Consider the following 18,201-nt stretch of genomic DNA (forward strand, 5'->3'; position numbering starts at 1 on the left):
CTACATCAGCGTTTCGATCAAGCCGCCAGGCGTTCGCTGCACATATTGCGCTGCTCGCGCGCGGGCGGATAAGGGCACCAGTGTCCGTCGTCATGACGGAAGAAAAACAGGGCACGAGACGCCGCGCCATGAAATGTCTCGACCCGGACAAAGCGCCGGCGATCGGCGCGGGTGCGACTGAACTGGGTGACGTGAACCGGAATGCTGCCCGGCGCAAGCCACTTTTCTACCTGGTATCGAAGGGACTGCTCGTACGCGCTCTTCATCAAAAGTCTCCACACGCGGCTTCCATGTCCAGGTAAACGGCTTGTGCCGTCATCGGCTTTAAGCCCGGATCACGAAATTACGTGCCGCAACGCACCACTTTCCTGACAAAGCACTTGAACTCTACGCCCGTCGTGCGCGCGCTGTCAGGCGTTTTGCGAAATAGCAACAGACGTTTAATAACTCAATCGTCATGTTGCTTTCACGCTGAACGCGCAGCACGGTACGACTGCATCGTCAGGGAATGCGATGCAGCGGTATGTACGCGAACGGTCATATCAAAAGGCCGATGCGTGCGTTAGCCGCCACTCTTTTTCAAGCGAACGGCATGCCCGGCCGATGCGTTTCAAAGCGGACGCGCGAAGCTGAGTTCGTGGCCGTCGGGGTCGGTGAGATGAAAATAGCGCTCGTTCCAGGGCGCATCGCGCGGGGCGAATTGCGGCTCGATACCGCGCGATATCGCCCGGCGATAAAACGCGTCTACATCGGAGACGTAGATGATCACGCGGCCCCACCATTGGATCGGGCCGTGCGTTTCGCTGGTGATGTTGAGAAACGACGAGCCGAACGCAAACGACGTGAACGCCTCGTTCGCGCCGCCGTAGACGATGCGAAAGCCCAGCGTTTCATAGAAGCGCACCGAGCGCGCCATGTCGTGCGTGGCGAACGTGATGGTGCTCAGGCTTTCGATGCGTACGTCGTCGTCTTCGGGTTCGTTCATGCGTGCTTGCGTCATCCGGGATGATGGTGATGCGACACGATCGGCAACACGGACAAATCCGGATGCGTGCCGTCGATGATCGCGCGGCCGATATGTCGTGCTTCGTCGACGGCGTCTTCCTCGCGTTTGAACGCGTCGTCGCCGTCCGCGTGGAAGTGTACGGCTTCGCCGGGTTCACGCGCGTTCGCGCCGTGCCGACAGACGTGGCCGATATACACGTAGCGGTCCGAGTCGCGCGGCGCGGCGTGCTCGGGCGTCGCCTTGAGCTGAGGCAGCACGTGTATCTCGAAGCCTTCGTAATCGAACACGCGCCATTGAGCGGAATCGTCAGGCATGGTCGCCTCCTTTAGAGCAATCGCTCAAGGATCAACGTTACTCCGCCTTGAACGCGGCGGCAAACGTCTTGCGAATCGAGGCTTGCCGATTGCTTGATCGCTGCGCGCGCGGACGGTATGGTAAATCCGCGTTATCGTCATGCAGCATTCAACGCGAGACCCCAACCATGCCATTTGCCGATCGCTTGCCGCTTTTTTTCGTGTCGTGCGTGCTCGTCGTGTTGTCGCTTGCCGATGCACGCGCGGAAGGTGCGCGTCCATCGATCGCGCTGCTCGACTGCACGCTGATCGACGATAACGCCGCCTATAACGACGACGCGACGAATCGCACGCAAGCCCAACGCCTCGCGATGATCAGCAACGCGCTGCGCGACGATCTGCGCCAGCGCGCGCTGTTCGACGTGACTGATAACGCGCCGGCGAACGAGCTCATCGCATCGTTGCGCAGCACGCAGGACATGAGCGCGTGCAACGGCTGCGAATTGCGCGTCGCGAAGCAGCTAGGTGTATCGCGCGTCGGCGTCTGCTGGGTGCAGAAGATCAGCAACCTGATCCTCAACATCAACCTGCGCGTGGAAGATGCATCGAACGGCAAGGCCGTGTTCCAGCGCTCTGTCGATATGCGCGGCAACACCGACCTCTCGTGGCAGCGCGCGGGCAAGGCGCTGATCGATCTCGTCGCCGCCGATCCCTCGGCCACGCGCTGACACCGACGCGCGAGGGCGAATTCGGGAATTTCTCCCGTCCTTCGACATTGCCAGCACAACGCGTCTTGGGCTAAGTTTCCTCAAGAGGCACGTGCGTTCGCACGGGCGACGCTTCGCCCGTTGCTTGACGAATAATCGAAACGAAATTGCCGGAGACGACCATGCAAGTCAGATTCAGGGCGATCGCTATCGCCTGCGCATCGATGCTCGCGTTGAGCGCGGGCGCGGTGCATGCCGCAACCGCCTATGTCACGAGCGAGAAGGCCGGCGTCGGCGTGATCGACCTGAGCGATCTGTCGATGAAGACGATGTTCGACAACGGCCGCGACGGTCCGCGCGGACTGAGCCTCAACAAGGACGGCACGCGTCTTTATACCGCCAACAAGGAGACGAGCGATCTGTCGGAGATCGATACGTCGACGGGCAAGATCACGCGCCGCGTGAATATCGGCAAGAACCCGGAATTCGTGCGCGTGTACGGCGGCTATGCGTATGTGACGTACGAGCCGGGCGAAAGCGGCAGACCGCCCAAGCCGGGCCAGCCCGAAAAGGACGACGACGATGCCAACTCGCCGCCGGCCGAAATCGCCATCGTCGATCTGAAGACGATGAAGGTCACGCATTCGGTCAAGAGCGGACACGAGACCGAAGGCGTCGAGTTCTCGCCCGATAGCAAGCAGTTCCTCGTCACCAACGAAGGCGACGATACGGTGTCGGTGTATCGCGTCGGCACGGGCAAGCCGGTGCGCACGGTGCATCTGCCGAAGGGTTCGCGTCCGCGTGGCATCAAGGCGGCGCCCGGCGGCAAGCAGTATGTCGTGACGCTTGAGAATACCAACAAGTTCGTCGTGCTCGATGCCGGCAGCATGAAGATCGTGAAGACCGTCGATACGAAGATGGGTCCGTACGGCATCTCGTTCGATCCGTCGGGCAAGCATCTGATCGTCGCCGCCGCGCGCGACAAGACCTTGCAGGTGTTCGACGGCACCACCTACGAGCACATGAAGGACGTCACCGTCGGTCAGCGTTGCTGGCACTTCAGCTTCACGCCCGATGGCGCGAAGATCCTGCTTGCGTGCGGACGTTCCAACGCGGTCTACGTACTCGATGCATCGAGCTATGATGAGGTGAAGCAGATCGGTGATTTGCCGCTTGCCTGGGGCATCGTGACGTATCCGCAGAGCGCGGGATCGATCGTCGGACGCTGATACGCGTAGGTCGAAAAGCGCGGCCGTTTCGTTTTGTGCCGCGCATCGTTGCATGATCCGGGACACGACGCTGGCATGGGCGCTGATAGTATCGGCGTAGGCTCCGCAACGAGGTCCATCATGCTCACCTTGGCTGCGGCATTTCAGGAAATCTCGGACGTACCTGCACGCAAGCGCTTGCTCGTCGCGGCGCAGGGAAGCAAGGGCAACTGCAGTTGGTTGCCCGGTTTCGTCGACAAGAACGGCGCGTTTCGTTTCGATCCGTGCACGGATGTCGACATCGAACTCGAAGACGAAGCCATCGAGGCGATCCGCCTCTTCGATTCCGGCTCGCTCTCGTCCTGCGCGATGGTCGCGCGGCTCGGCGAACTCGGCGTGGGCGCGCTCGTGCTAGGGCCTGAATCGCCCAGCGACGCGATGCGCATGCTCGAACAACTCAAGGCTAACGCGCTCGGCCGCTTCGTCGAGAACTATCTCGCGGATTTGCAGCAACGGCGGCCGGCGAAGGTGTATCCGTTCCGGCCGCGTTGAGCGTTCGTTTCTGTCGGCCACGCGAGGCGGGAAGCATCGACCTTCTTTGACATTGCGTCTTGCTCGCTGGCAGACAATGCATGGCTGTACCCGTGTAGCGGGTTGCATTGTTCAACGAACCAGCCGATCACGCGCCATGCCGAAAATCTCCGTTGTCGTTCCTACTTATAACGCCAGCAGGCATATCGTCGAAACACTTCGGTCGCTCTTGCAGCAAGATGCGGACTTCGAAATTCTCTTGCTCGACGACGCCAGCAAGGACGATACGCTCGAACTCGCGCGCGGGCTGAACGACTCACGCATTCGCATCTTCGCGCTCGAACATAATCAGGGTCGCGCCAGCAATGCGAATCGGGCGTTTTCGCTGTGTCGCGGAGAGTACATCGCGCGTATCGACCACGATGACATCGCGCTGCCGGATCGTCTGAGCAAGCAGGCCGCGTTTCTCGATGCGCATCCCGAGATCACCGTGCTCGGCACGCAGATTCAGCATTTCGGCGACGATCACACGACCAGTTCGTTTCCGCTCGAGGACGCGGAGATCAAGGCGCGCTTCATCATCGGCGCGGCTTATCTCGCCAATCCGAGCGTGATGATGAGGCGAGAGTTCGTCGAGCGCTTCGGCATTCGCTATGACCCGAATCTGGACATCGTTGATGATCTCGGTTTCTGGTTCGAATGCATGCTGCAGGGCGCGCGCTTCGCCAATCTGCCGGAAGCGCTGACGCGGTATCGGGTCCATCAGGGGATGACGTCGCTGAACCTGAATATCGCGCGCTTGAACACCGCAAAAGCGCGGCTGTTCGCGCGGATTTTTCAGGCGTACTTTCCGCGACTGACGGGAGTGGATATCGAGCGGCTATGCACATTGCTCGAGAACCCGCTGCAGCCCGAGCCCGATCTCTACGTGCTAATGTCGCTGTATCGCGCGGCGGGCGTCGCGTTGTCGCGCATCGATCAGCGCTGGGGCGTGAGCGCAAAGGAGCTGGAATATCGCATGGTGGACCTGCTCGACCGGAAATGGCGCGCATCGGCTCAAACGATTCCACGCGGTGACGAAGAAAAGTTCTTCTGCCACCGCGTGATCGGCAATACGCTGGCCGAACTGAAAGACCGTTGAGCATCACTTCCACGCGTATCGCATCCCCACCCACACGCCGCGCGGCGCGCCCACGCCGAGGAACTGCTCGTTGACGGTATCGGCGCCGTTGAAGGTATGGTTCGGACCGTTGAAGAAGTTCTCGCCGAGAATCGCGAAGTTGGCGTAGCGCTTGTTCAACAGGTTCTTGACCGTTGCATAGACCTGAAACTGCTTGGTGACGTTGTACGTGGTGTCGAGATCGATCAGGAAATAACCGGCGACACTGCCGTTCACGTCCTGATTGTTTTCGTCGCCGCGCGCGAAGATGTTGCTGCGATACGTCATGTTCGTGCCCACGTTCCATTGCGGGAACACGTTGTAGTCCAGACGCAGCTCCACCGTATTGGCCGGAATGCCCGGTATGCGGTCGCCCGAGTGCACGGTGATATTGCCGTCGTCGTCCGCGCTCGAATTGCTCGCGCTGCTTTTCGTCCAGGTCGAACGATACGTCGCATTGACATAGCTGTAGCTCGCGGCCACGCTCAACGCGCCCCATTGCGTGCGTCCCGCGAGTTCGAAACCCTGACGACGCGTCTTGCCCACGTTCTGGAAATAGCCGAGCGTGCTGGCCGCGCCCTGGCTGCTGACAAACTGGATTTCGTCGGTGAGCGTCGTGCTGTACGCGGCCGCGCTCCATTGCGTATGCGCGCCGATGCGTCCGCGCGCGCCGATCTCGAAAGTCTTCGAGATCACCGGCTTGAGATCCGGATCTGCGATGAAATCGTTCGACAGCGAGCACGGCGCGTTCGGGTCCGCGCAGGCCAGTTCGATTGCGGTCGGCGAGCGCATGCCTTCGTTATAGGTGGCATACGCGGTGAACCACGGCGTCGGATTCCAGTTGAAGCCGATGGCCGGATTGAAACGCGAGAACGTGTGGTTTCCATCGAGCAGCGGTTGCACACCGCTTTCATCGCCAATGGTCGCCTTGGCCCAGTTATAGCGGCCCGCGAGCGTCATCGACCATTGCTCAGTGAAGGAGAAGGTGTTCTCGAAGTAGATGCCCCAGTTCTCGTTGCGCGTCTTCGCATCGGTGTCGGGCACGAACGGCCCCGTGCCGATGGTTGCGCGGCTGTCGGTGAACTCCGCCGCCTGCGATGCCTGCGTGAAGTGCGAATTCGCGAAGTCGCCCGCCGCACCGACAATCAGTTGGTTATCCTTGCCGAACAGTTTATTGAGCAGCGTGAGCTGCATGCTCGCGCCGTAGCTGTCGGTGACGATCACCGATTGATCGTTGAAGGCCTGCGTGAGTTCGTCGGCATCGTCGCCGTTCGGATCGAAGTCGTCGTTGACGTTGCTGCTCACATTCTTGTTGCGATAGTGCCGGTAATAGAGGTTGCCGCTCAATTGCACGTTCGGCGTGAAGTAATGTTCCGCGTTGATGGTCAGATAGCCGAGCTGGTTTTCGTTCATATCTGGAAACGTATAGGCTTGCCGGAAGTTGTCCATGAACGAACGCGGAATGGTCTGCGAGCCGTTCAGCGTGTTGTCCGCGCCGCCCATCGACACGGAGATCGTCGTATCGGAATCGGTGTAGCGAATCTTGCCGAAGGCCTGACGCAGGCGGCTCGAATTGTGATCGGCCCAGCCGTTGTCGTTGGTGATATTCGCCGTGAAGTAATAGTCGAGATGATCGCCGATTACGCCGCCTTGCTCGATCTGCGCATACTTGCGTCCGAACGAGCCGAAGCCCACATCCACATTGCCGCCCGGATTACTGCGGCCATTCTTGGTCTGCACCGCAATCGCGCCGCCCAGCGTATTGAGACCGAAGGTCGGATTCGAACCGGGGATGATCTGCATGGTCTGAATCGCGGCTTGCGGAATCAGATCCCAATTGACGACATCGCCGAACGGTTCGTTGACGCGCACGCCATCGAGAAACACCGACAGGCCTTGCGGCGTGCCGAGCAAGGGCGATGCGGTAAAGCCGCGATAAAGAATATCCGCTTGCGAAGGATTGCCTTGCGCATCGTTGATATCCACGCTGCCGACGTTCTTCTGCAAATAATCGGTGATGGTCGGCGGATGCTGTGCATCGATCTGGCCGCCCTTGATCGTCTGCACGTTGGCGGGCACTTTTTCCAGCGGCGTGCCGACGCCCACTAAAGGCGTCGTGCCGACCACCACGATATTGGGCAACTCGACGTTAGGCGGCGCGCTCGCGGCGGCGACAGGCGTAGCACCTGATGCGGGGTCGGGGGCGCTCGGCGCCTGAGCCCATGCACCGACAGTCATGCTTGCGAACGCGCCTCCGAACACGAGCTGCAAACCGGCTCGGGGTTTGAACGGATGCGCGGGTTTGCCCTGACGAGGCATGCTCTTCATCGTCTCCTCCTAAGAATGTTTTTTATTGCTTATTCGATGGATGTTGTTTCAATGAAAGCGTCGCATAAGAATTCGCTAAAGGACCGGGAGCTTTTCCCGATCGCACAGGGAAGCGTTCCCAAACGTCTTTTTAAGCACGCACCGCGCGAGTGCCGCATGCGTAGAATACTTCCGTGATGCCATCCGACTCCCTCCCCACGCACGCGGATACTTCGCGTCCACGCTCGCCGCACTCGACGGTGTGGCGCGACTTCGCTTGCGTGATCGCCGTCACGGTGGTGGCCGGCATGCTGTTCGCGCGCTTCGATTTCAGCGAGTGGGCGTATCACTGGACGCGTCGCGCTGAACGTTTTCAACTCGACGAATTACCCGCGACCATGCTGGTGCTGGCAGTAGGTTGCGCGTGGTTTGCATGGCGGCGCTATCAGGAAGCGCAGCGTGAAGCGCGACGTCGCCGCGCGCTCGAAGAAGAGGCGGAGCATCTGCTGGCGGAGAATCGGCGGCTGGCGAGTCAGGCCATCGCCGCACAGGAAACCGAGCGCCGTCATCTCGCGCGCGAACTGCACGACGAGTTGGGTCAGTACCTCAATGCGATATCGCTCGATGCAGGGCGCATCCGCGACTTATCGGCGCAACGCGAAGCGGAGATTCATCGCCTGTCGCTGGCGCTGATGCAAAGCGCGACGCATGTGTATCGCGAAATCGGCGGCATGATCCGCAAGCTGCGTCCGATCGGGCTCGACGAATTCGGCTTGCCGACGGCGCTCGAACACTGCGTGGACGGCTGGCGCGAGCGCTTGCCAGATGCGGCCTTCACGCTTGCCGTCGAAGGCGAGTTCGACAATCTGAGCGATGCGCTCAACATCACGCTGTATCGGCTGGTGCAGGAAGGATTGACGAACGTGTCGAAGTTCGCGCGCGATGCGCATGTGGAAATCTACCTGGCGCGCGGTCCGGGCGAAATTGTCGTGACCATGACCGATGACGGTTCCGGCGTCAATCTGTCGAAGCCGCGTAAAGGGCTCGGTCTGATCGGCATGCGCGAGCGCGTGGAAGCGCTCGGCGGCGAGTTTCATCTCGCGAGCCGTCCTGGCGAGGGTTTTTTGTTTTGCGCGCGCGTGCCGGTTCAGGCGGGCGTGCCGTTGCCGACCGCAGGCCCGAACGATCTGAACGAAAGATCCGACGACGCCGCAAAGTCCGCGAAATGAAGCCCTAAACGATTGGCGATCTGCGCGAGTTGCACGCCGTTGTCCGCGCCGAATTTCTGCCGTATCACCGATTGATGATTCGCCACGGTCTTCTGACTCAAACCGAGTTTCTCGGCGATGCTCGGCAACGTATAGCCCTGCACGAGCAGACGCAGCACTTCGAATTCGCGCTTCGACAATTGCCGTCCGTCCTGAATGCTCGCGCGCAACGCAAGCGCCTGCGATACATCGGGACTGAGATACGACACGCGCCGCGCCACCGATCGCACGGCTTCGACGAGCACATCGGGCGCGCTCGCCTTGGTCACGTAGCCGCGCGCGCCGGCATCGAGCGCGCGTCGCACGAAGATCGCTTCTTCATGCACGCTGAAGATCAGCACATGCGCCTGCGGTTCGCGCGCGAGCATGCGCCGCATCGCCTCGATACCGCTCGCGCCCGGCAAGGCCAGATCCATCACCACGACATCCGGCTGCAGCGCGCAGAACTTCTGATACGCCTCCGATGCATTCGCCGCTTCGTCCGCGACGTTCACGTCGGGACTCAGTTCGAGCAAACGCTTATAGCCTTCACGCACGACGGCGTGATCGTCCACCAGCAGCACGGATATATCGTGAATCATGGTGTTTTCTCTCCCCCTTCCTGTGGGCTTGCTCGTTCGGCGAAGCGCCTCGAATTCGCATCGTTGCGGAAGACGATCGGTTGCTCTTGCGGCTCCTGACGTGTCGACGCGGCACGCACCACTTCGATCACGCGCTCGTGATGCGGCGACTTATCGCAGACGGGATCGGCATTCGCCGGGTCTTGCGTCAGCAGATACGCCTGACAACGGCATCCGCCTAGATCGATGGTTTTCTCGTCGCAGCTTCTGCAGGGTTCTTTCATCCAGCCGAAGCCGCGAAAGCGATTGAACGCATCGCTCTCGTACCAGATTTCGCGCACGGAAGTTTCGGTGACGTTCGGAAACGTGAGGCCCGGCAGCGCGCGCGCGGTGTGACACGGCAAGGCCGCACCGTCCGGCGCAATGCCGAGAAACACTTGTCCCCAGCCGTTCATGCAACGCTTGGGACGCGTCTCGTAGTAATCGGGCACGACGAAGAAGATCTTACACTTGTCGCCGATCTCTTTCCTGTAGCGCTCGACGATCGCTTCCGCTTCTTTCAGTTGATCGCCGGTCGGCATGAGTTGCGCGCGATTCGCATGCGCCCAGCCGTAGTACTGCGTGTTCGCGAGTTCGAGATACTCTGCGCCCATCTCGAGCGCCATATCGATGATGCGTCCGATATGTGGCAGGTTATAGCGATGCAGCACGCAATTGAGGACCATCGGAAAGTCGTGCGCCTTGATGAGCTTAGCGACGCGATTCTTCAGATCGAAGGTCTTCGTATGCGAGAGAAAGTCGTTGAGCTCTTGCGTGGAGTCCTGAAACGACAACTGGATATGATCGAGCCCGGCCTCTTTCAACGCGCCGAGCCGTTTGTCCGTCAGCCCGATTCCCGACGTGATCAGATTCGTATAGAAACCGAGCTTGCGCGCCTCGGCGACGAGCGTTTCGAGATCGTCGCGCAGCAGCGGTTCGCCGCCGGAAAAGCCGAGTTGCGCCGCGCCGAGTTCGCGCGCCTGACGCAGCACGTCTATCCATTGCGCCGTGTCGAGTTCGCGATTGTGCTCCGCGTAATTCGTCGGGTTGTAGCAGAACACGCAATGCAGCGGGCATCGATAGGTCAGTTCCGCGAGCAGCCATAGCGGCGGCGGAATGGCGACGCCTTCGTGTTCGGGCTTTGCAGTGGGAACGGACAAGTCGGTCATATCGTTACTCCAGCCAGCCTCGCGCGCGTGCGCCGGCGATAAAGGCGCGCACGTCGTCGCCCAAGCCGGTCGCGTTGAACGTCTGCTCCAGATCGGCGACGAGCGTGGGAATATCGCGCGAACCGTCGCATCGCAAGAGAATCTCTGCCGCGCTTTGATTCAGCTTCACCATGCCTTCGGGATACAGCAACACATGCGCTTCCTGTGCCGGTTCCCATTGCAGACGGAACAGGCGCTTGAGTTTCGGATGCAGCGAATCGTCGGGTGCGTCGACGGCTTCCTGTACGCGTTTCGTTGGATCGCTCATGACGGAAAGGCCTTTTCGATCGAATCGAGCATGGTCCACAGAATGTCGAGTTTGAATTGCAGAATGTCGAGCGCGCGGTGTTGCTCGGTACGCGTTTTGAAGTGCGCGAGCGTCACTTCAAGACCATGCTCGACATCGCGCTGCGCAAGCGATACGCGCGAGCGAAAGTAATGCAATCCTTCAGGCTCGATCCACTTGTAATGCTCGGGCCACGTCGCGAGCCGGTCCTTGTGAATCTGCGGCGCGAACATTTCGGTCAGCGACGAACACACGGATTCCTGCCACGGCGCACGGCGCGCGAAATTCACGTACGCATCGACGGCGAAGCGCACGCCGGGCGTGACGAGTTTCAGCGACCAGAGATCGTCGCGCGAGAGGCCGACTGCATCGCCCAAACGCGCCCACGCTTCGATACCGCCGGGCTGATCTTCATAGCCATCGTGATCGAGAATGCGCAGCACCCAGCGGCGTCGCGTGTCGCGATCGGGGCAATTGGACATCACCGCTGCATCCTTCAGCGGAATGTTGATCTGATAGTAGAAGCGGTTCGCGACCCAGCCGCGAATCTGCTCCTTCGAACAGCCGCCACTGTTCATCTTCACGTTGAACGGATGATGGATGTGATAGGTCGTGCCCTTTGCGCGCAACTGTGCCTCGAATTCGTCGCGCGTCCATGCGGGACCATCGTCCTTCACTGCGGTGAAGATCGGACCCGTGCTCGGGTTGATCATCGGTTCATGCATCTGAACGGCTCTATGCGTGTTTCATAGTTCGAAGCTCATGCCGTCGTGCGCGACTTCGATGCCGCGCTCCGTCAACATGCGCCGTTCGGGCCCGTCCTCGATAAGGATCGGGTTCGTGTTGTTGATATGAATGAGGACCTTGCGTTGTCCGTCGCGCGCAATCGAATCGAGCACGTCGATCATGCCGCCCGCGCCGCTTTGCGCGAGATGGCCCATGTCGCGGCCAGTCTTCTTCGTGAGGCCGAGGCGGATCATTTCGTCGTCGGTCCAGACGGTGCCATCGACGAGCAGAAGATCCGCCTCGCGCATCGCATCGAGGATATGCGGTTCGAGTTCGCCCAGGCCCGGTGCATAGAATGCGCGCTTGCCAGAAGCATTATTCGTGAACATCAGGCCGATGTTGTCGCCCACTTCGGGCGCATGACGATGCGGCGAATACGGCGGCGCCTTGCTCGACAACGGCAACGCCTCGATGCTCACGCGCGGCAGCTCCGGCACGGAAAACGCCGCGCCATCGAGCGCGATGCGACGATGCTCCACGCCGCAGTAATGCGACAGAATCGACGTAATCGGAAAGCCCGTCGAGAGGTCTTGCCACACGGCATCGGTCGTGTAGAGCGGCAAGGGCGTGCCGCGTTCGCGCAGCATCAGGAGGCCGGTGACGTGATCGATCTGCGCATCCATCGTGACGACGGCCGCGATGCCGGTATCGCGCACGCGTCGCGCGGGTTGCAGTTCGGGGTTTGCCGCGATCTGCGCCAGAATATCGGGCGATGCGTTGACGAGCAGCCAGTCCTCGCCGTTATCGCTGACCGCAATCGACGACTGCGTGCGCGCACGCGCCGCGATGCTGCCGCGCCGCACGCCATCGCAATTGCGGCAGTTGCAGTTCCATTGCGGAAACCCGCCGCCGGCCGACGATCCGAGCACGCGTATCTTCATGGCCACATCCTCCGCAACAGGCCGTCACGATCGATCAGTTGATGCTTCAGCGCGCCGAGAAAGTGCAGGGCGATCATCGCGATCATCATCCATGCAAGATACTCGTGAATGATGAAGAAGATATGCCGCAGCCCTTTGTCGTCCCAACCCCATTGCGGCAACGGCAAACCCCAGAACTTCGTGCCGAACTTGTTGAACGACGAGCCGAGATAACCGGTGAGCGGCATGCCCACCATGCCGACGTATAAAAGAGCCTGCGTGATGCTCGCGGCGGCGGCGCGTTGCCACGTCTGCATCGGTGGCAGAGGTGGCCGGCTATAAGCCAGCCGTGCCCAGATGCGAAGCAGCACCAGCAGGAAAACGGTGATGCCGAGCGACTTGTGCACGTTCACAAGCGTCGACTTGAAGGGCAGCCCGCGCGGCAGGCTGCCCATATAGAACCCGACGCACAGCATCGCAATGATGGCGATCGCAATGATCCAGTGCAGACCGATCAGCGGCCGCGCGAAACGTTCGTTCGCCGGGTTCGCTGCGTTGCGCGTCGCTGCGGGTGTGCGCGCTGCGCTCATGACTTGCCTCCTGCTCGTTTCGATTCGATCGATGGTTGCAATTGCACGATTCCCTATAAATCAAGCACTATTCTTGTCGGTGGCTCACGATTTGACGATCAGCAATTCCCCCCGTCCGTCCACCGCAACATCGCCGGCGTAGCGGACGGGCGGCGCGCTGCCGTCGAGCGATGCGAAGGGCGCGATCTCGCGCGCCAGCATGCGCGAGAACAGCCGCCAGAATACGTCGAAGCCGTGACCGCCTTCGGTAAAGGTCACGCCGATGCGCCCGGGCGCGTGCATCAGCAAAACTGTGCCGCGCCGCATGCCATAACCCAAGTGTGCATCGACTTGGCCGCCGATGCAGACCGTGCCCGCAACGAGTCGCGACGCCGCGAAGTCGCCCGCATTGCCCGCGACCAGCACGGTGCCGCGCCGCATGCGATCCGCGAGCCGCGCGCCTGCATTGCCGTGAATCGTCAGCGTGCCGCCCGTCATGCTTTCCATGTCACCCGGCAGCGCGCCCGCCGCGAAATCGCCTGCGTTGCCGTGAATCGTCATGCGCCCGCCGCGCATCTCGCATGCGGTGAAGCATCCCGCATCGCCGTGAATGTGCAATTCGCCGCTCGTCATATGGATGCCGGCGTAGTCGCCCGCGTTGCCGTGTATCGCCACGCTGCCCGCGTCGAGATTCGCGCCGATGCGATCAAGCCATGCCACATCGCCTTCGATGACGAGCGATGCGGTCGATGCATCGGTCTGCGCGATATCGAAGAGGTCACCGAGCGCGCAGGTTTCGCCCGCGCCTTGGAGCACGATGCGCGGCAACTCGCTCGCCGATGCCGCAGCCAGCGACGCAGGCAGCAATTTCGACCCATCGACGCAAAAGCCCGGCGTAGTTTTTACGCGCAATGTCGTGGCCTTCATGCGCGGCTCCCGTCGATGCCCGCCGCGAGTTCGTGCAGCTTGAAGTGATACGGCCCGAGCTTGCCGCCATAATTGCCCGCCGATATTCGCAGCACGCCGCCCGCGCGTCCGATCGATGTCGCCGCAGCCATGCCCGCCGTCATCGCCGCGCCGACATCGGCATCGGTGAGGCCGTCGATCACGATTTCCAGCACGCACGCGATCTCCGGCGTCAATTCGCTTTTCTTCGAAAGACCTACGAGCGTGGGGCAAAACGCATCGTTGGTGGAGGCCGTCGCGCCCGCATACTTCGAACCGATCTTCGAACCCGAGCGCACCACGCCGCCCGGAAACGGCGTGATCACGTTCGGCAAGCGATGCATCGCGCTGACGGCGGCTTCTGCTGCATGCAATGCGCTGTCGATGTCGCGCGCGAGGAACAGCAAGTTACCGCCGCCGACCGCTTTGACCGTCGACGTGAAGTCTTCGCAGACGAACTCGCCGTCCATCACAGGCACGCGCCAATAGCGCTTGCCGTCGAGCACCTTCGATATTTGCCAGCCATCGCCGAAGAAGCGCAGGCCCGAGCCGAGCGGCGAATTGTCGGAGAGCGGCGCGCGGCTCGTCGACGGATCGATGCCGCCATACACGGCCGTGGTCGGGCACGTCAGCACGCATTGGCCGACACGTCGCGCAATTTGTTTGGCGAGTTCCTTCGACGAGATCGCGAACATCAGCACGGCGATGCCGGGTTTGCCATCGGGCGTCTCATCGCGCGTGAGTTCGCGTTCGATGCCCGCTTCGCAGCCGCAATCGATCACGGACGTCGCGAAGCCCGTCAGCGAATTCGCCGCGTGACGCGCCCATGTTGGCGTGTGCGCGGTGATGACGAGACGCGTCGCCTTCATCGGGAAGGCTTCGGCGAAGGTGTCGTCGATCTGCGTGTCGTTGATGCGCATCGCCGTCACCTTCGATCCGTTGCGAAGCATGCGACGGGCAGCAATCGGCCGCCGTTGCAGCACGCGCAGATTTCGTTGTCGCCGATGGCGGCGTTTTCGAACTTGCTTGCGAGATTGGCTTCGGTGAAGGCGCGCACGCGCTTTTCGATCGCGCGATCGTAATCCGGCATGACGTAATGAATACCGCCAGCCGGTGTCTTGAGCAGCGTGCCGTCGCGCGCGATCAACTCGCCGTCCTTGAATACATAGGATGGCGAAGTGAACATGCGTTCGCGGTCGGCGTCTTCGCGATACACCGCGATATCCGCCGCCGCGCCAGCGCCGAGATGACCCCGATCGGTCAGCCCGAGCAAACGCGCCGGACCCGCGCGCGTGATGATCGCGATGTCGTACAGCGAGAACTCGCGCGTGATGTCGCCGAGCGCGCTGGCGGTTTTCGCATCGGCCTGCAGCTTGTCGAGTTGTTCGTCGCGGAAGGACTTGTCCATCAGCAGGCGGATCAGATGCGGATAACTCGTTAACGGCGCGCCGTTCGGATGATCGGTCGTCATCGACACGCGCCACGGATCGTCGACGAGCAGAAAGATTTCCAGCCCGATGATCCACTGCAGCGCATTCACATAGCTTTGTTCGCGATAGCGGAACGGCACGACGCCGCAACCCGCATCGCATTCGATATCGCCGAGCACCCACTTGCGCGGATTGGCGAGCGGCGCGTTCTTGAACTGCATCATCGTGTCGCCGGATGCGGTGACGGTTTGCCCGAAGATGATCTGGCCCACGTCGATGGTGACGTTCGGCCGCGCATTCACCGCTTCCGCGATGGCGCGCGCACCCGACGAAAACTTGCGTGGCCCTTCCGTGCCGTAGCTATGAAACTGGATATGCGTGAGGTGAATGGGCAGACCTTCGGCGGCATCCATCGTCTTGATGGTCGATTCGATATTGCCCGGCACGCCGAGATTGCTCGAATGCACGTGCAAGGGATGCGGCACGCGCAACTCGGTGAGCGCGCGCGTCAGCGTCTTCAATACCTCGCGCGGCGTGATTCCGTAGTGAACGTGCTTCTCGTCGACATCCAGCGAGCGCTGATTGAACTTGAACGCGGAGATGCCGCCGGGATTCACCACCTTCACGCCGAGCGCCTTGCTCGCGTTGATGGTCCATCCGACGTAATCGCGCAGATGTTCGAAATCGTCGTTTGCCGCGAGCATTTGCAGAAACAGTTCGTCGTTGCCCATCATCACGTATGCGCCGTGATCGATGATCGGCGTGTCGCCCATTTCCAGATGCGCGTGACGCGCGTTCGATGCGATCATCGCCGGTTCGAACGCGGCCGTGTAGCCCATTTCCGCGTAACGATAGCCGGTGGCGAGCGTGCCGGGCGTGCAGGTTCCGCATGAAGGCAGACGCATATAGCGGCCTTCGCTGGGACGATCGGGCACGGCGCGCGGATCGTTGCGATGATCCTCGGGCAGCAGCAGACGCGAGAGATTCGTCTTGCCGCCGCCGATATGCGAGTGCAGATCGATGCCGCCCGCCATCACGACCATGCCGCTCGCATCGAAGTCGCGTTCGGCCGCAATGTTTTCGTTACGTGCATCATCATTGGACACGATGCGGCCATCGCGTATGTAGATGTCGCGTTGCTTGCCGTCGATGCCGTTGGCCGGATCGTAGACGATGCCATTGCGCAGTCGCGTGAGGCTCATGACGGCCTCCTGCGCGCGATCAGTTCCGTGACGACCGACGCGACGCTCGGCAGACCCGACGCGCGCGCCGCAGCCAAATGCGCCACCACCGATGAATCGACGCGAAACACATGTCCGCCATCGTCGATGCCGGGTGTAGCGACGGGAATAAACACGGTCGGGCCCGGGCGTTTCTCGAGCCTCGTTCCTGCATGACCGAGTACGACGACGGGCACGTTTTCATCGAGCGATGCGGGCAAAGGCTCGGGCGCGAAACTCGATACCCAAAGCAAGGCGTCGATGTCTTTTTTCGCTATCAAAGATTGCGTGCTGTAGCGATGCGCGTCGTGATCGAGCGGCATGCCGTAGGCCACGCGCGTGCGCAAGGGAAAGCCCGAAAGCCACGTCACCGATTGATTGACAGTGAGCGCGCCGTCATCGCCGCCGAGTGCGAGCGCGCCCGCGCGCACGGTACGATTGATCGCCTTGACGATGCGATGCAACGCTTCGATGGCGAGCACTGCGTGCGGTACGGGCAGTGCCGCAGGCTCGTACACGATTGCCGTGTAGTGCGCGCGTCCGATGCGTTCCGTCAGCGCGACGAGTTCCTGCGCCTGAGGCTTGCGATTGCTTTCGGCGAGCGCGGACCAGAGCGCGAGCGTATCGAACGGGTCGTCGCGATCGAGGATCGAATCGGCGGCGCCTGTGTACGCGCTGTCCTGTTTGCATCCAACGAATACGACTTCGACTTTGCGCGAGTCGCTCAGCGCGCGTTCATAGAAGCGCGGGTATCGCCGTGAGGGTTCGCATCCGAACACGACGATCAGATCGGCGCGCGAGCGCACTTCCGACAGCGTCGTAAAGAACGCGCCGCGATCCTGCATCGCGATTGTCGCGGCGGCGAGCGCATCGCCGTGAAGATGATTGAGGATCGCGCCGTGCGTGGCGGCTAGTTCATAGAGCGCGCGTGCGCCGGCCACGTCGGTGGTCAGTCCGCCGAACAGCGGTCGACGCGCGTTCGTCAATATGTGCGCGGCTTGCGACAGCGCTTCTGGCAGGTCGGTGGCGCGTCCGTCGATCTCGGAGGTCCGGTTTGCATCGGGCGGAACCTGATAGGCAAGTGATCGCGCGAGACGCGGACAGGCGGTGTGCGGCGCTTCGAGTCGCGCGTTGGCGGTCTCGGTCAGGGAGATGTCGTCGCATAGCAGTGGGCAGAACGGACAGGTCCAGTTGTTGTTGTTTTTTGAGGGACTTTGTTCTGGGGACGGGGATGGTTGCATGGTCGTGCGTTTTAGCAAGCTTTATGCCGGTTTATTTTTTTTGCGCTTCGGCTTTTGATGGTGGTTTGGGTTTATTCAGTAGCCGCCTCCCCGGCGGTAGGGTTACTTTCTTTGCGGCGGCAAAGAAAGTAACCAAAGAAAACCGCTTGTCCGATCCTAAGCACCTTCTTGAGCGGCCCCGGCACAGGACTTTAGACTTGGCACAGCAGTAGCGAGTGTTCTCACCGTGATTTCGGGCGCTGGTTCCCATGCGATTGGCGCTTTCTCGCCCACCTTGGTAACGGTCCCCTTCGGCTTACTCCGGCCCGCTGCGCGGCCGGTTTAGGGACGTACAGGCAACCGGCAGATGATTAGCGAAACGACCTCGAATGCCGCATCGGTTTCTTCGCTATTCGGCCCTACCTGGGTTGGCGTTTCGACAAAGGCTCAATTGAAGGCGTTGATCTGAGGCAGTTACGGTTGCCTGCTTTAACGCCAAGTCCTGTCTTTGGGGTTGCCCGTGCGCGACCTTCACGCCTTAAGGCGCGCTCGTGAATGAGATGGGCGCGTGCGCTTGCCTTGGCAGAAGCGCTAACCGA

The 18,201-nt window shown here is 61.2% G+C and carries 19 protein-coding genes; 5 read left to right on the forward strand and 14 right to left on the reverse strand.

Going from position 1 to position 18,201, the window contains the following annotated elements:
• Nucleotides 1-17: 17 nt before the first annotated feature.
• The 3 genes from BVER_RS29715 to BVER_RS00240 all read right to left on the reverse strand — a co-directional run bounded on the left by BVER_RS29715 (nt 18) and on the right by BVER_RS00240 (nt 1,320).
• Nucleotides 18-266, reverse strand: a complete 249-nt coding sequence (locus tag BVER_RS29715; protein WP_083451982.1) for a hypothetical protein — start codon at nt 264-266, stop codon at nt 18-20.
• A gap of 344 nt (nt 267-610) precedes the next feature.
• On the reverse strand, nt 611-985 hold the full coding sequence (locus BVER_RS00235; protein ID WP_232316318.1) for a VOC family protein: 375 nt from the start codon (nt 983-985) through the stop codon (nt 611-613).
• An 11-nt stretch (nt 986-996) separates the two neighbouring features.
• Entirely contained in the window at nt 997-1,320 is a 324-nt protein-coding gene (locus tag BVER_RS00240; protein WP_050451406.1) for a hypothetical protein, read from the reverse strand.
• Between the two features lie 167 nt (nt 1,321-1,487).
• On the opposite strand from BVER_RS00240, the gene BVER_RS00245 reads away from it, so the two are divergent.
• The 4 genes from BVER_RS00245 to BVER_RS00260 all read left to right on the forward strand — a co-directional run bounded on the left by BVER_RS00245 (nt 1,488) and on the right by BVER_RS00260 (nt 4,886).
• A complete protein-coding gene (locus BVER_RS00245; RefSeq protein ID WP_050451409.1) occupies nt 1,488-2,027 on the forward strand; it encodes a DUF3280 domain-containing protein in 540 nt (179 codons plus the stop codon).
• Between the two features lie 161 nt (nt 2,028-2,188).
• The gene (locus BVER_RS00250) at nt 2,189-3,235 is read left to right on the forward strand and encodes a beta-propeller fold lactonase family protein (protein WP_083451983.1); all 1,047 of its coding nucleotides are present in this window, start codon (nt 2,189-2,191) and stop codon (nt 3,233-3,235) included.
• Nucleotides 3,236-3,355: 120 nt separating this feature from the next.
• Nucleotides 3,356-3,766, forward strand: coding sequence for a hypothetical protein (locus BVER_RS00255; RefSeq protein ID WP_050451414.1), 411 nt, complete (start codon nt 3,356-3,358; stop codon nt 3,764-3,766).
• A 136-nt stretch (nt 3,767-3,902) separates the two neighbouring features.
• Nucleotides 3,903-4,886, forward strand: coding sequence for a glycosyltransferase family 2 protein (locus tag BVER_RS00260; protein WP_198155101.1), 984 nt, complete (start codon nt 3,903-3,905; stop codon nt 4,884-4,886).
• Nucleotides 4,887-4,889: 3 nt separating this feature from the next.
• Here the strand turns inward: BVER_RS00260 and BVER_RS00265 are convergent, their stop codons facing one another.
• The gene (locus tag BVER_RS00265; RefSeq protein WP_050451418.1) at nt 4,890-7,232 is read right to left on the reverse strand and encodes a TonB-dependent receptor; all 2,343 of its coding nucleotides are present in this window, start codon (nt 7,230-7,232) and stop codon (nt 4,890-4,892) included.
• A 176-nt stretch (nt 7,233-7,408) separates the two neighbouring features.
• Between BVER_RS00265 and BVER_RS00270 the strand changes: the two genes are divergently transcribed.
• Nucleotides 7,409-8,440 carry an ATP-binding protein gene (locus BVER_RS00270; RefSeq protein ID WP_050451420.1) on the forward strand — a complete coding sequence of 344 codons (1,032 nt, stop codon included), beginning with the start codon at nt 7,409-7,411 and terminating at the stop codon, nt 8,438-8,440.
• On the opposite strand, the gene BVER_RS00275 is transcribed toward BVER_RS00270, so the two are convergent.
• The 10 genes from BVER_RS00275 to BVER_RS00320 form a co-directional block, all read right to left on the reverse strand.
• Nucleotides 8,359-9,060 (reverse strand): response regulator transcription factor, encoded by a 702-nt coding sequence (locus tag BVER_RS00275; protein WP_050451423.1) that lies wholly within the window; start codon nt 9,058-9,060, stop codon nt 8,359-8,361. The genes BVER_RS00270 and BVER_RS00275 overlap by 82 nt on opposite strands.
• On the reverse strand, nt 9,057-10,247 hold the full coding sequence (gene pqqE, locus BVER_RS00280; RefSeq protein WP_050451425.1) for a pyrroloquinoline quinone biosynthesis protein PqqE: 1,191 nt from the start codon (nt 10,245-10,247) through the stop codon (nt 9,057-9,059). The genes BVER_RS00275 and pqqE overlap by 4 nt, the downstream gene beginning before the upstream one ends.
• Nucleotides 10,248-10,251: 4 nt before the next feature.
• The gene (gene pqqD, locus BVER_RS00285; RefSeq protein WP_050451427.1) at nt 10,252-10,554 is read right to left on the reverse strand and encodes a pyrroloquinoline quinone biosynthesis peptide chaperone PqqD; all 303 of its coding nucleotides are present in this window, start codon (nt 10,552-10,554) and stop codon (nt 10,252-10,254) included.
• Nucleotides 10,551-11,297 (reverse strand): pyrroloquinoline-quinone synthase PqqC, encoded by a 747-nt coding sequence (pqqC, locus tag BVER_RS00290; RefSeq protein ID WP_050451429.1) that lies wholly within the window; start codon nt 11,295-11,297, stop codon nt 10,551-10,553. The genes pqqD and pqqC overlap by 4 nt, the downstream gene beginning before the upstream one ends.
• Nucleotides 11,298-11,318: 21 nt before the next feature.
• Nucleotides 11,319-12,239: a pyrroloquinoline quinone biosynthesis protein PqqB gene (pqqB, locus tag BVER_RS00295; protein WP_050451430.1), complete on the reverse strand. Its 921-nt coding sequence runs from the start codon at nt 12,237-12,239 to the stop codon at nt 11,319-11,321.
• Nucleotides 12,236-12,808 carry a cytochrome b gene (locus BVER_RS00300; protein ID WP_050451432.1) on the reverse strand — a complete coding sequence of 191 codons (573 nt, stop codon included), beginning with the start codon at nt 12,806-12,808 and terminating at the stop codon, nt 12,236-12,238. Before BVER_RS00300 ends, pqqB begins: the two co-directional genes overlap by 4 nt.
• An 84-nt stretch (nt 12,809-12,892) precedes the next feature.
• Complete coding sequence (locus tag BVER_RS00305; RefSeq protein ID WP_050451433.1) at nt 12,893-13,714, reverse strand: formylmethanofuran dehydrogenase subunit C; 822 nt, start codon at nt 13,712-13,714, stop codon at nt 12,893-12,895.
• The gene (gene fhcD / locus BVER_RS00310) at nt 13,711-14,652 is read right to left on the reverse strand and encodes a formylmethanofuran--tetrahydromethanopterin N-formyltransferase (RefSeq protein WP_050451537.1); all 942 of its coding nucleotides are present in this window, start codon (nt 14,650-14,652) and stop codon (nt 13,711-13,713) included. Before fhcD ends, BVER_RS00305 begins: the two co-directional genes overlap by 4 nt.
• A 5-nt stretch (nt 14,653-14,657) precedes the next feature.
• Entirely contained in the window at nt 14,658-16,364 is a 1,707-nt protein-coding gene (locus BVER_RS00315) for a formylmethanofuran dehydrogenase subunit A (RefSeq protein ID WP_050451435.1), read from the reverse strand.
• Nucleotides 16,361-17,623, reverse strand: coding sequence for a molybdopterin-binding domain-containing protein (locus tag BVER_RS00320; protein WP_050451436.1), 1,263 nt, complete (start codon nt 17,621-17,623; stop codon nt 16,361-16,363). The genes BVER_RS00315 and BVER_RS00320 overlap by 4 nt, the downstream gene beginning before the upstream one ends.
• Nucleotides 17,624-18,201 lie beyond the last annotated feature (578 nt).

Origin of the sequence: Candidatus Burkholderia verschuerenii (assembly GCF_001189365.1) — a bacterium.
In the GTDB taxonomy this organism is placed as follows: Bacteria; Pseudomonadota; Gammaproteobacteria; order Burkholderiales; family Burkholderiaceae; genus Caballeronia; species Caballeronia verschuerenii.